This window comes from Paraburkholderia phytofirmans PsJN (assembly GCF_000020125.1).
GTDB lineage: Bacteria > Pseudomonadota > Gammaproteobacteria > Burkholderiales > Burkholderiaceae > Paraburkholderia > Paraburkholderia phytofirmans.
Genome location: NC_010681.1, coordinates 2,526,579 through 2,538,953, shown reverse-complemented (window position 1 = coordinate 2,538,953; position 12,375 = coordinate 2,526,579). Strand labels below are relative to the sequence as shown.

Annotated in this window: 13 protein-coding genes; 6 read left to right on the top strand and 7 right to left on the bottom strand. The window is 63.3% G+C overall.

Going from position 1 to position 12,375, the window contains the following annotated elements; translation table 11 throughout:
• Positions 1-152 precede the first annotated feature (152 nt).
• The gene (locus tag BPHYT_RS11175) at positions 153-1,457 is read left to right on the top strand and encodes an MFS family transporter (protein ID WP_012433251.1); all 1,305 of its coding nucleotides are present in this window, start codon (positions 153-155) and stop codon (positions 1,455-1,457) included.
• Between the two features lie 152 nt (positions 1,458-1,609).
• Here BPHYT_RS11175 and BPHYT_RS11170 read toward each other — a convergent pair whose 3' ends face one another.
• From BPHYT_RS11170 to BPHYT_RS11160, 3 genes are all read right to left on the bottom strand, one after another.
• Positions 1,610-1,831: a hypothetical protein gene (locus BPHYT_RS11170; RefSeq protein WP_012433250.1), complete on the bottom strand. Its 222-nt coding sequence runs from the start codon at positions 1,829-1,831 to the stop codon at positions 1,610-1,612.
• 168 nt (positions 1,832-1,999) lie between these two features.
• Positions 2,000-3,082 carry a glycosyltransferase family 2 protein gene (locus BPHYT_RS11165; protein WP_012433249.1) on the bottom strand — a complete coding sequence of 361 codons (1,083 nt, stop codon included), beginning with the start codon at positions 3,080-3,082 and terminating at the stop codon, positions 2,000-2,002.
• 212 nt (positions 3,083-3,294) lie between these two features.
• Positions 3,295-3,474 carry a hypothetical protein gene (locus BPHYT_RS11160; protein ID WP_012433248.1) on the bottom strand — a complete coding sequence of 60 codons (180 nt, stop codon included), beginning with the start codon at positions 3,472-3,474 and terminating at the stop codon, positions 3,295-3,297.
• A gap of 174 nt (positions 3,475-3,648) precedes the next feature.
• Here BPHYT_RS11160 and BPHYT_RS11155 point away from each other — a divergent pair, with 174 nt between their 5' ends.
• Positions 3,649-3,900, top strand: coding sequence for a DUF1488 family protein (locus BPHYT_RS11155; RefSeq protein WP_012433247.1), 252 nt, complete (start codon positions 3,649-3,651; stop codon positions 3,898-3,900).
• 53 nt (positions 3,901-3,953) lie between these two features.
• Here the strand turns inward: BPHYT_RS11155 and BPHYT_RS11150 are convergent, their stop codons facing one another.
• Positions 3,954-4,883, bottom strand: a complete 930-nt coding sequence (locus tag BPHYT_RS11150) for a LysR family transcriptional regulator (RefSeq protein WP_012433246.1) — start codon at positions 4,881-4,883, stop codon at positions 3,954-3,956.
• Between the two features lie 251 nt (positions 4,884-5,134).
• On the opposite strand from BPHYT_RS11150, the gene BPHYT_RS11145 reads away from it, so the two are divergent.
• On the top strand, positions 5,135-5,908 hold the full coding sequence (locus BPHYT_RS11145) for an SDR family NAD(P)-dependent oxidoreductase (RefSeq protein WP_012433245.1): 774 nt from the start codon (positions 5,135-5,137) through the stop codon (positions 5,906-5,908).
• Positions 5,909-5,928: 20 nt separating this feature from the next.
• On the opposite strand, the gene BPHYT_RS11140 is transcribed toward BPHYT_RS11145, so the two are convergent.
• Positions 5,929-7,329 carry a DHA2 family efflux MFS transporter permease subunit gene (locus BPHYT_RS11140; protein WP_012433244.1) on the bottom strand — a complete coding sequence of 467 codons (1,401 nt, stop codon included), beginning with the start codon at positions 7,327-7,329 and terminating at the stop codon, positions 5,929-5,931.
• A gap of 169 nt (positions 7,330-7,498) precedes the next feature.
• Between BPHYT_RS11140 and BPHYT_RS11135 the strand changes: the two genes are divergently transcribed.
• Together BPHYT_RS11135 and BPHYT_RS11130 are read left to right on the top strand one after the other, a co-directional pair.
• Entirely contained in the window at positions 7,499-8,359 is an 861-nt protein-coding gene (locus tag BPHYT_RS11135; RefSeq protein WP_012433243.1) for a LysR family transcriptional regulator, read from the top strand.
• Between the two features lie 325 nt (positions 8,360-8,684).
• Complete coding sequence (locus tag BPHYT_RS11130; RefSeq protein ID WP_012433242.1) at positions 8,685-10,259, top strand: methyl-accepting chemotaxis protein; 1,575 nt, start codon at positions 8,685-8,687, stop codon at positions 10,257-10,259.
• 36 nt (positions 10,260-10,295) lie between these two features.
• Here the strand turns inward: BPHYT_RS11130 and BPHYT_RS11125 are convergent, their stop codons facing one another.
• Positions 10,296-10,733: a carboxymuconolactone decarboxylase family protein gene (locus BPHYT_RS11125; protein WP_012433241.1), complete on the bottom strand. Its 438-nt coding sequence runs from the start codon at positions 10,731-10,733 to the stop codon at positions 10,296-10,298.
• Positions 10,734-10,972: 239 nt separating this feature from the next.
• On the opposite strand from BPHYT_RS11125, the gene BPHYT_RS11120 reads away from it, so the two are divergent.
• A complete protein-coding gene (locus BPHYT_RS11120; RefSeq protein WP_012433240.1) occupies positions 10,973-12,022 on the top strand; it encodes an NAD(P)/FAD-dependent oxidoreductase in 1,050 nt (349 codons plus the stop codon).
• A gap of 82 nt (positions 12,023-12,104) precedes the next feature.
• On the opposite strand, the gene BPHYT_RS11115 is transcribed toward BPHYT_RS11120, so the two are convergent.
• Positions 12,105-12,347, bottom strand: coding sequence for a hypothetical protein (locus BPHYT_RS11115; RefSeq protein ID WP_012433239.1), 243 nt, complete (start codon positions 12,345-12,347; stop codon positions 12,105-12,107).
• Positions 12,348-12,375: the final 28 nt, after the last annotated feature.

Sequence of the window (12,375 nt, the reverse complement as noted above, 5' to 3'; positions counted from 1 at the left end):
ACAACTTAGCTCCTTAACTGCCCGAACAAAGCTCCAACTCTCCCTTGCGATTCTGTAAAATTAGCCTGGACGGGATAAACGCTCCCGTGCACGCGATCTGAAGGCGGCGCCACCACGGTGACCTCCGTTCAATTACAAGGATAGAGACAAGCATGACCGACCTAACCGACCAAACCGTGGCCTCGGCTCACGACACCCGGCGCCGCATCTTCGCGATCGTTGGCGCTTCATCGGGCAATCTCGTCGAGTGGTTCGACTTTTACGTGTATTCGTTCTGTGCGCTGTATTTCGCGCCGGCGTTCTTCCCGAGCGGCAACACCACCACGCAATTGCTCAACACGGCGGGCGTGTTCGCCGCCGGCTTCCTGATGCGTCCGATCGGCGGCTGGTTCTTCGGCCGCCTCGCCGACAAGCACGGCCGCCGCACCGCCATGATGGTGTCGGTGTTCATGATGTGCGGCGGCTCACTCGTGATCGCCGTGCTGCCCACTTACGCGCAGATCGGCGCGCTGGCGCCGGCGCTGCTGCTGGTCGCGCGGCTGTTCCAGGGCTTGTCGGTGGGTGGCGAGTACGGCACCAGCGCGACCTACATGAGTGAAGTCGCGCTCAAGGGCCGGCGCGGTTTCTTCGCATCGTTCCAGTACGTCACGCTGATCGGCGGGCAGTTGTGTGCGCTGCTGGTGCTGGTGGTGCTGCAACAAACGCTCTCCAACGATGAACTGAAAGCATGGGGCTGGCGCGTGCCGTTCGCAATCGGCGCGGTTGCGGCACTGGTCGCGCTGTATCTGCGTAAATCGCTCGACGAAACCACCACCGCCGAAACCCGTCAGCGCAAAGAAGCCGGCACGCTGCGCGGCCTGTGGCTGCACAAAGGCGCGTTCATGACCGTGCTCGGTTTCACGGCCGGTGGCTCGCTGATTTTCTACACGTTCACCACCTACATGCAGAAGTACCTGGTCAACACGGCCGGCATGCACGCCAAGACGGCCAGCAACGTGATGACCGCGGCGCTCTTCGTCTACATGGTGATGCAGCCGGCGTTCGGCGCGTTGTCGGACCGCATCGGCCGCCGTCGTTCCATGCTGTTCTTCGGCTTCTTCGCGACCATCGGCACCGTGCCGCTGCTGCACGCGCTGAAAGACGTGACGAGCCCTTATGCGGCCTTCGGTCTGGTCGTGGTGGCGCTGGCGATCGTCAGTTTCTATACGTCGATCAGCGGCCTGATCAAGGCGGAAATGTTCCCGCCGGAAGTGCGTGCGCTCGGCGTGGGGCTTTCATACGCGGTGGCGAATGCGATCTTCGGCGGCTCGGCCGAGTATGTGGCGCTGTGGCTGAAGTCGGTCGGCAACGAGTCGATTTTCTACTGGTACGTGACCGCGCTGTGCGCGATTGCCGGCATCGTTTCGCTGCGGATGCGCGATCCGTCGAAAGAAGGGTATTTGCGTCTGGAGCCTTGAGGCTTGAAGCTTTGAATCGAGGCCCGCTCGCTCGCGAAGTACGTTCGGGCGACGCATGAGAACGGCGGTCCAGGGCAACCTTGGCCGCCGTGATTTTTTATGCGCGTGGGCAGCGATGCAAACCCATCGCGCCTCATGGCCAAAGCCCATGCTCACGCCACGACTATCTCCGTGCCCAACGCGTGCAGCAGATCGCGCAGCGTCTCGGCCTGCGCCATTTTTGCGTCGCTGCGTAAATGAATCTGCAGCGCCCGCCCCGCGATTCCGTCGACGGGTTGCGCGAGCCATAGCTCCACAGCGAGGCCCAATCCTTCAGGCTGGTTGACGACGACGGGTTCGATCACACGCGGCTTGAAACAGGCACTATCGGACATGCGAGTCACCTCGGGGCTGGTGATGGTTCGCTTTCATCGTAATCAGTGCGCCACGCCGGACCAAGCAATAAATCCGCGTTTGCTTAGCACGGGATGCTTAGCATAAAACACGCTGATTGCTGAAGGCTTGCACGCGCTGCACGCGCTGCACGCGTCGCCGGCGGCGCGTCAGACCGGTTCCGAACGATCGCTTACCAGTTCGGAGACGAGTTCCTTCACCACGGCGGCCGGCTCCGCGGCCACAACGGGCGCGGCCGCCACCGCCGCCACCGCGGCCGCCGCGACGGCTTGCTGAGGGGCCCTCAGCGCGCCACGCGCAAGCGCGAGAAGATGATAGTAAAGCCGCGTGCTCAAGCCGTAGTTGTACGCGAACAGATGCGTGAAGGCGACCTTGAGCCCGTCGAGCACCTGATTATTTCTGGCGTGAACCGATACCACGATCGGCGCGAGCCGGCGCAACGCCAGCTTGCGCGATGGCTCCAGTTGCCCGGGCAATTGCAACGCCTTGACGAATGCATACGCGCTGACCGTCGCCGCGACTGCTGTGCCGCGCGTGCTATGCGAGATGGAGCTTGCCGTCTTTCGATACACCGAGACATAGTCGTGCAGATAGAACACCTCGCGCGCAGCGAGACAGAGTTCGGTGCCGAATACGAAGTCGCAGCACACACCGTATTCTTCCCGGTAGCCGATCCGCTTCACGAGTTCGGCGTTGGCCATCCAGCCGTTGTTCGGAAACATCTGGATCAGACCGGTTCGACCGGGCTGCGACTGCAGGCCTTCAGCGTCCTTCGTACGCCGGAATGCGGCGTTGAGCTTCGCGCTCGCCGCGAAATCGATGGCGCCGCCGTGATCGGCTTCGTACTGGTCGCCGAACGCCACATCGAGTTGCGGGTGGCGCAGCCATAGCGACACGAGCTTTTCGACGCCGTCCGTGGCGAGCAGATCGTCGTCGTGGATCAGCAGAATCTTGTCGCCGCTGGCGCGCTCGAACAGGCTTGCAACATTGCGCGCCTGGCCGAGCGGCGGCTGATTTTTCACATAGCGCACGCGCGGTTCGTGCGCGTAGCGGGCTGCGATCAACCGCTCGGTGCGCGCGTCCTTCGAGTCATCTCCAATCACGATCTCCAGATCGTCGTAGCTCTGCGCGAGGCACGAGTCGATGCACGTTGCGATCAGCTCAGGGCGATCGCAGGTCGGCAGACAGATGGACACGTGGGGGCGGTGAGGGGGAGTCGAGGAGATGGACATAAGCGTCGCCTTTGTTATCTGTTGAGGGGCGGCAGCTGGTCTGCTTGGCGCACACGTCGCTGCAAGCAGAAAAATAGTCCATCACGCGGAAAAAATAATCGGTAAAAAACAGGAAGAAATGTTTGGCTTATGAAAGCCGCCAGAAGGGAAAAATTTATGCGGCTTCGCTGGCGAAAAGCAGCAAAGCCGCTCCGGGATTGGCGCTTAATATTTCAGCCGACAGGCGGCTCGCCCTCGCGGGGTTTCTTGCCCGGATTGTCCGATGGCGCCTGATCGCGCCCTTCGTCGTCGCGTTTGGGCAGCTTGCTCTTCTCGTTGTCGCTGTGCGCGGCGGGCTGCGGATGCTCGATATCGGCCGGTTTGTTGTTGGCCTGTTCTTTGGTTTCGCTCATGATCCTCTCCTGGTTGGATGACATGAGTAGTGCAGCAATCGGCAGACCTGGGCGCATGTTTCGTGTTTTGTTCGGGTCTGGCCATCGCGCTGCGCGCGCTGACAAACAAAGCCTTGACCCGTTCCCCCATTCAGCGCACCGTGCAAGGAGCACCCTACCTCCCGGGAGTACGACATGTCCCTCAACTTCCCGAATCCCAGCCGCAGTTACGACGCCTCGCATCACTGCGTGAATTTCTGGGGCTACGACAACGCACGCGAAATCGCTTTTGCCGTCAACCGGTCGGTGATTTCGAATCTGAGCCCAAGCGTCGGCTCCGACGAACCAGCGGTGCTTGCCGCGTTCGACCAGCATCGCGAGCAGATTCTCACGCTCGCGCGCGGTCTGTACATCGGCGGCCCACAGAACCGCTACACGATTTCCTGACGCGGCGCGGCGCAGGGCATCATGCCAATGCGCGGACGTCGCCGAACACGGCCTCAAGCCGCCGTTTCGCGCTGTGCGCCGCCTGTCAGCGACACGATGAAATCGTAAAACGCCCGCACCTTCGCCGGCGGATGATGCCGCGAAGGATAGAGCGCATACAGCGGATAAACCTCGTCGCCCCAATCGGGAAATAGCTCGACGAGCTTTCCGCTCGCCATCAACGACTCGGTGCCGAGCGAGAGAATCTGCGCGACGCCCTGGCCCGCCGTGCAAACGCTGTGCAGGGTGCCCACGTCGTTCACGGTCAAGCGACCCTGCGGCGCGATCGAGATTTTCTTGCGGCCGCGATGAAATTCCCAACTGAACGGGTAGCCCGTGAGCGGGTCGCGAAACTTGATGCAGACATGCTTGCCGTTTTCGAGTTCGGCCGGAGTCGTCGGATGCCCGTGCTTCTTGAGATACGACGGCGCGGCTACGGTGAGAATTCGCGTGTCCAATAGTTTGCGCGCGATCAGCGTCGACACCGGCGGATCGCCGAAACGGATCGCGAGATCGAAGCCGTCGCCGACCAGATCGCCCAATTGATCGCGGGTGATCAGTTCGAGCTGCAGATCGGGATGCTTGTCGATAAAACCGCCCAGCCGAGGCCCGAGTACGAGGCGCGAGAAGAACGGATCCATGTTCACGCGCAAACGTCCGCGCACGGCGGTTGCGCCTTGGGCGGCGGAAGCCGCCGCTTCTTCGAGTCCGCCCAGCAGCGGTACGATCTGTTCGTAGAAACGCCGGCCTTCGTCGGTCAGCGTGACAGAACGCGTGGTGCGATCGAAGAGCCGGATGCCCAGACGCGCTTCGAGCCGCGCGACCGAACGGCTCACCCCGGATTGCGACATGTCGAGCGCTTCTCCGGCTGCCGCAAAACTCCCGCAATCGACAATCGCCGTCAAGACGCCCATGCCGTTCAGCATGCGCTCGTCAAATGGCATGTGATAAGTCCTTTGTTATTCGTTAATGCGTGACATGCTAACGCGAAAGTCCGTTTGAATTCACGCGTGGACTCGGGGAAACGCCGCCTAGTAAGGCGAACGAATGATGTGATGTCATGAGTGGAATGACAGCCAGGCTATCGCGTCAGTCGAGCGGCGGGCGTTAATCTGTTGGCGTTCGCCCGAAGCACCAAGACAAGTGCTTCTCGTCATGCATCGGGCATATTCACGCTGAACAAGGAGGACGTCCCATGTCGCGAATTTTTATTACCGGTTCCGCCGATGGTCTCGGTCAAATGGCTGCCCGTCTACTTGTCGAGGCCGGCCATCAGGTGGTGTTGCATGCGCGCAGCGCGGCGCGCGCCGACCAGGCGTTGCAAGCCGTGCCGCAAGCGCAAGCCGCGCTGGCCGGCGACCTGTCGAGCATCGCGGCCACGGTGGCGCTCGCGGAGCAGGTCAACCAGCTTGGCCGTTTCGACGCGGTGATCCACAACGCGGCGGTCGGCTATCAGGAGCCGCGGCGGGTCGCCACCGTCGACGGCTTGCCGCACGTGTTCGCGGTCAATACGCTGGCGCCGTACATTCTCACCGCTTTGATCGAGAAGCCGAAGCGGCTTGTCTATCTGAGTTCGGGCCTGCATCGCAGCGGCGACGCGAGCCTCGACGATCTGGCCTGGGAGCGGCGTCCCTGGCGAGGCGCGGCGGCGTACTCGGACTCGAAACTGCACGATGCGTTGCTGGCGTTCGCGATGGCGCGGCGCTGGCCGAGGGTGTTGTCGAATGCGCTGGAGCCGGGTTGGGTGGCGACGAAAATGGGTGGTCCGGGTGCACCGGACGATTTGCAGGCCGCGCCGAAAACTCAAGTGTGGCTCGCCGTCAGCGACGAGCCGGCGGCCACCGTCAGCGGCGCGTATTTCTATCACATGAAGCAGTGCGAAACACACCCGGCTGTGCGCGACGTTGCCGTTCAGGAGCGTTTGATCGAGGCGTGCGCGGGATTTTCCGGCATCCGCTTGCCGGATTGACGTGACGCAAGGCGTGGATATCAGCGGCCCGCGCCCTGCGTCGCTTGCCCCTGCACCGGGCGCGAGGCAGGCGCTTCGTCGAGGTGGCGAAACACCCACGCCGACACCAGTGTGATCACGCCGACGCACACAAAGGCGAGCCGAAAACCGAGCGCCGCCGATCCGGCTTGCGCCGAAAAAAGATTCACCAGCCCGCCGCCGATCGATACGCCCAGCCCGATGGCCAGCATCTGCACCATCGAAAAAAGGCTGTTGCCGCTGCCGGCATCTTCATGCGAGAGGCCTTTGAGCGTGACGCTGTTCATGGCCGCGAATTGCATGGAGTTGGCCGCGCCGAACACGGCCAGAATCGCGATTTCGACCACGAGCGGCGTGCCGCGCGTAATCAGTGCAAACGCAACGATCGACGAACCGACAACGATCGTATTGATCAGCAGGAAGGTGTCGTAGCCATAGCGGCGCACGAGCGGCGCGATCCAGCGTTTGGCGACGGTGCCGGCGAGAGCCGCGGGCAGCATCATCAGACCGGAATGGAGCGGCGAGTAGCCCAGTTGCAATTGCAGCAGCAAGGGCACGAGAAACGGCACCGCGCTCGAACCGATGCGGCACACCAGATTGCCGATCAGGCCCACACTGAAGTTCGGCTCGCGAAAGAGCGACAACTTGAAGAGCGGATTCACGCGGCGTCTCGCATGCGGGATGTAGGCGAGCGCGCTAATAGCGGCGAGCGCGAACAGCGCCACCGACCACGCCACGCGATGCGTGGGCATCGGCGAGTCGACGGCGAGCGAGAACGCGATCATGCACAACGAGAGCAACCCGCAGCCGACGAAGTCGAACGGCGGCGCCTTTGCTTCGCCATGCGACGGCAAGAAGCGCTGCACCGCGTACAGACCCACGGCGCCGATCGGCACGTTGATCAGGAAAATCCAGTGCCACGTGATCGCCTGAACGAACCAGCCGCCGAGCGTCGGCCCGGCGATCGGGCCCAGCTGTCCGGCCACCGAGATGAACGCGAGCGCCGCGACGTACTGGTCGCCCGTGACGCTGCGCAGGACGGCGAGCCGCCCGATCGGCAGCAGCATCGAGCCACCCACGCCTTGCAGCACGCGTGCCATCACCAGTTGGCCGAGCGTATGCGCGCTCGCGCAGCAGATCGAGCCGAGCACGAACACGAGAATGGCGGCGAAGTAGACGCGCCGCGTGCCGAAGCGGTCGGCGAGCCAGCCGGAGGCGGGCGTGAGCATCGCCATGGTCAGCGTGTAGGCGACCACGATCGGCTGCATCGCGAGCGGCGCCACGTACAGGCTGTTCGCAATCGACGGCAGCGCGGTGTTGACGATGGTCGTGTCGAGCGACTGCATGAAAAAGCCGGCGGCGACGATCCAGAGCAAAGCAGTCTGGGAAGAATCCTTGGTCATCTTTTGACGGAGCAGCGGGGCGGCGGCGGTGACGGCGGTGACGGCCGTCCCGGCTCCGAGCATTCAGTGAGGCAATTCCGTAATCATATTGACATCCTCGTCAATCGGGAACCCCACTAGGGATGTTGACTGTTATCGACTTTGCCGATGAGCAGCGCGACAATGCTCCATGCTCAATCCCATCTGGCTCAAGACCTTTTCGACCGTCGCGGCCTGCCACAGCTTCACCGAGGCGGGGCGGCGGCTCGACCTGACGCAATCGAGCGTCAGCGAACACATCCGCCGGCTCGAACAGAGCGTGGGCCGGAGGCTTTTCGTGCGCGACACCCATTCGCTCGCAATGACGCCCGACGGCGAAGCCATGCTCGCGCACGCCAGCGTGATTCTGCAGGCGCTCGCGCGAGCCGAATCGCAGTTTCGCGCGCCGCGTCTGAAAGGCCGCGTGCGGCTCGGTTCCTCGGACGACGTCGCGCTCGGCCCATTGCCCACCGTGCTGGCGGCGTTTCGCGACGCGCATCCGGACGTCGAACTGGAAATTACCATCGGCATGACTGGCAAGCTGTACGAACTGCTCGACGCCGGCGCGATCGATCTGCTGGTCGGCAAGCGGCGTCTCGGCGACCGCCGCGGCGTGCCGCTCTTCACCGGGCGGCTGGAGTGGCTGGCGCGCGCCGGCACGCTGGTCGATCTAAGCCAGCCGTTGCCGCTGATTCTGGTCGCCGAACCGAGCGTGACGCGCGCCGTCGTGCTCGACGCGCTCGCCGAGGCGGGCTTCAGTTGGCAGCTGGTGTGCACGAGCAGCAGCCACGCGGGTTGCATCGCGGCCGCGCGCGGCGGGCTCGGCATTACGGTTCGTCCGCAGTATCTGGCGGCGCGGGGTCTCGCGGCGCCCTTGAACATGGCGAGTCTGCCGACGCTGCCGTCGGTGGAATTCATTGCGCTGGCGGCGAAACGGCTCAGCAAGCCGGCGGGCACGCTGTTGCAATTGCTGCATGACAGCGATCTGCGCGGGTCGTGGATCGGCGAATAGGGGCGAGCCGTGAGGACCCATGCCACGCTTGCGTGCCGTATAACTAGGATTCCAGAATAATCCGCAGCGGCATGCCGCTGTCTGGTGGTTCGTCGATTAAATCTATCCGAGCCCGGCGGCACCGCCCACCGGCGAAACAAGCACGTCGCGGCCTGTTGCGCGTTTACCGCGTCCGCGAAATTTTGTTTTTTCACCGGAAGGCGAATCGCTATACTTTCCACATACGGTTCAGTGCTCCATATAAGGAACGTTTGATCGTTCACGTGCGCGGGGCCGCACGTCATAAGCCAGAGCGCCAGAACCAGCCAGAGCGATAAAAACCAAGATGAGCAAGAATCTGACCATCAATCTTCGGATCGCGATCACCATCGCGTTTCTCGGCGTGCTGCTGATCGCCACCGGCATGCTCGGCATTCTCGGCATGCGCGAAAGCAACTCGGCGCAGCGCGACGCCTACACGGTGCATTTCGCTTCCGTGGTCGCGCTCGGCAAATCGGGCACGGCCATGTCGCGGGCGCGTTTCGGGCTCGACTGGGCGATGAGCAATCCGCACTCCCCGCAACTGAATGCGCAACTGGAACGTGCGCGCATGCTGCTCGGCGATTCGGATAAATGGTGGAACAGCTTTCGCGATCTGCCGAAAACGCCCGAACTGCAACGCCTCACCGGCGACCTCGACGCGAAGCGCACCGCCGTGCGCCGCGACGGCATCGACAAGCTGATCGAGGCGATCCGCACCGGCGACGCGAGCTGGATGGACGAAAGCCGCGCGAACCATCTGATCGGCCTTTACACGGCGATGAACGCGAGCCAGGGCGCGCTGGAGGACTATCTGAACCAGCAGGCGAGCGACGCCAGCGAGCGTTCGGCCGCGCTCTTTCATACGCTGTTGGCTGCGTGCATCGGCAGCACGCTGCTGGGGCTGACGGTTGCGTCCATCAGTTGGCGCACGCTGCGCCGCGCGATCATGGCCCCGCTGAACGACGCTTTGCGCCAGTTCGACGCGATCGCCGCCGGCGAACTGACCACCCGCGTGCCGATTCGTTCGAACGACGAAATGGCGACACTCCTGCGCGGCGTCGCCTCGATGCAGGACAAGCTCGGCGCCACGGTCACCACGGTACGAGCCGGCTCGCATTCGATCGCGTCGTCGACGCAGCAGATCGCCGCCGGCAATCTCGATCTCTCGCAACGCACCGAGGAACAGGCGGCATCGCTCGAAGAAACCGCGGCGGCGATGGAGCAGCTCACGTCGACCGTGCAACTGAACGCGGAGAACGCGCATCACGCGAGCGAACTCGCGTCGCGTGCTTCGGAGATGGCCGCGCGCGGGCGCACTTCAGTCGGCAGCATGGTGGAGACGATGCGCGTGATTCACGCGGGTTCGTCGAAAATGACCGGCATCATTACCGCGATCGAAGGCATTGCGTTTCAGACCAATATTCTCGCGCTGAACGCGGCCGTCGAAGCGGCGCGCGCGGGCGAGGAAGGGCGCGGTTTCGCGGTGGTGGCTGGCGAGGTGCGCAGTCTCGCGCAGCGTTCAGCGGCGGCCGCGAAGGAAATCGGCACCCTGATCGCGGAGTCGACTTCGCGCGTCGAGAGCGGCGCGGGGCTCGTCAATGAAGCGGGCGAGACGATGCAGGAAATCGAAGCCGCGATCGACCGCGTGGCGCGTATCGTCGGCGAGATTGCGGCGGCTTCGAAAGAGCAGAGCGAGGGCATCAAGCAGGTGAGCCTCGCCGTCACGCAGATGGACGAGGTCACGCAACATAATGCGGCGCTGGTCGAGGAGAGCGCGGCGACCGCGAACTCGCTCGCGGATCAGGCGCGGCAATTGAGCGAGTTGACCGTGGCCTTCAAAGTCGCGAGCGATGCGGCGCAGCGCGAGCCTGCTTTCTAACTTAACTTAATCGGTGTGCCTTTGAGCGCGCGGCCCTCAGGCCGGGAGCTTGCGGAACGAAATCGCGAAGCGGTTCCATGCGTTGATCGCGGAGACCAGCAGCGTCAGATCGACCAGTTCTTCGTCGCTGAAGTGCGGGCGCACGGCTTCCCACACAGCGTCGGGCACGTGCTCCTGCGATACCAGCGTCAGCGCTTCCGTCCATTCGAGCGCGGCGCGTTCGCGATCCGTGAAGAACGGCGTTTCACGCCAGACCACCACGGTGGCCAGGCGGCGATCGGTTTCGCCGCCCTTGCGGGCGTCGGCGGTGTGCATATCGACGCAGTACGCGCAGCCGTTGATCTGCGAGGCGCGCAGACGAACCAGTTCGGTCAGCGATTTTTCGAGCGCCGATTTGCCGATGCGTTCTTCAACACCGATCAGCGCCTTGATCGCGGCGGGGTTGGCTTTGTAGAAGTCGAGACGTTGTTCCATGATTCACTCCTGAGTTGGGTTGGACGCATGCCGTGATGCGATGAGTGAAGATTAGGCGCTTGACTGGTTCTGGGAAATAACCGATTTCGGCTATTTTCAGGTAACCACTTCGATTTGGCGGCGACGACCGCGGGTGGCACGCCGAGCGTCCTTACCGGTGGTAATGGCATCGTTGCCGCGCATCGGCTGATTCGGTATGGTGGGTCATTCGCCCATCTATCCATCCGAAGAGATTGCGCATGACTTCCGCTGCAGACCAACAACCGCCGCCGATCCGCACCGACGTCCTGATCGTCGGCGCCGGCCCCGTGGGGCTTTTCGCCGCTTTCGAGGCGGGCGTGATCGGCCTGTCCTGCCAGATCGTCGACGGGCTCGACAAGGTCGGCGGCCAATGCATCGAGCTCTATCCGGACAAGCCGATCTACGACATTCCCGCTATTGCCTCGTGCACCGCGCGTGAACTGGTCGAGCGGCTGCTGGCGCAATGCAAGCCGTTCGATCCGCCTATCCATCTCGAACAGCGGGTCGAGTCGGTCGAACAGAACGACGATGGACGCTGGACGGTACGCACCGATCGCGGCCTCGTGTTCGACGTCGCGGCGATCCTGCTCGCTGCCGGCAACGGCGCATTCGTGCCGCAAAAGCTGGCGCTGGCCGAAGCCGTGCCGCTGGAGTCGCGTCATGTGCACTACAGCGTGCCGCGTCTCGCTGACTTTGCCGACAAGGTCGTGGTCGTGGCCGGCGGCGGCGATTCCGCGCTCGACTGGGCGCTGGCGCTGCGCAAGGTCGCGCGCCGTGTGACGCTGGTGCATCGGCGCAGCGGTTTTAGTGCGGCCGATTCGAGTGTGGCGTCGATGCGGCGCGCGGTCGAGGCGGGCGAGATGGATTTCATCGTCGGCGCGATTGCGGGGCTCAACGTTGAAGGCGATGCATTGAAGTCCATCACGTTGCGACATATCGAGGGCGAGACGCAACTCGCGGCCGAGCATCTCGTCGCGCTCTATGGACTGGTTGCCGATCTCGGGCCGATCGCGCAATGGGGGCTATCGATTCACGCCGGGCGCGTCGATGTGGATACGTCGAACTATGAGAGCTCGCGGCCCGGCATCTTCGCGGTGGGCGACATCGCCAATTATCCGAACAAGCAGAAGCTGATCCTGTCGGGTTTTCATGAGGCGTCGCTGGCGCTGCGCCGCGCATATTCGTACGCTTATCCGGACAAAAAGCGCGTGCACGTGCATTCCAGCTACGACGCAAAGCTGGCGGAAAAGGTCAGCGCCACCGGGTGATCATCTTGCGAAGATATCGAGTCCCTGATTGAGCGAGCCGGTAGTGATCCGCAGGTCACTACCGGCTCTTTTCTACACGCCGTTATTTCCCGGCGGGTTGACTCGCGGCCGCGGCCGCGGCCGCGCTGGCTTCCTTGTCCTTCTTCTTGGCCTCGTGATGTCCGATCGCGCAGCCGGCCGCCGCGCCCGCTACGCCGTGGTCACCCGCGACGTGGCCGGCCACGCCGCCTACGACCGCGCCTTTCGTACAGCCCTCGGCTTGCGCGGCGGTGCAGGTGAGTGCCAGCGCGGCAGCGAGAGCAAGGGTGGTGAATGCCTGTTTCAATTGCGACTCCTATTATTTGATGGTGGTG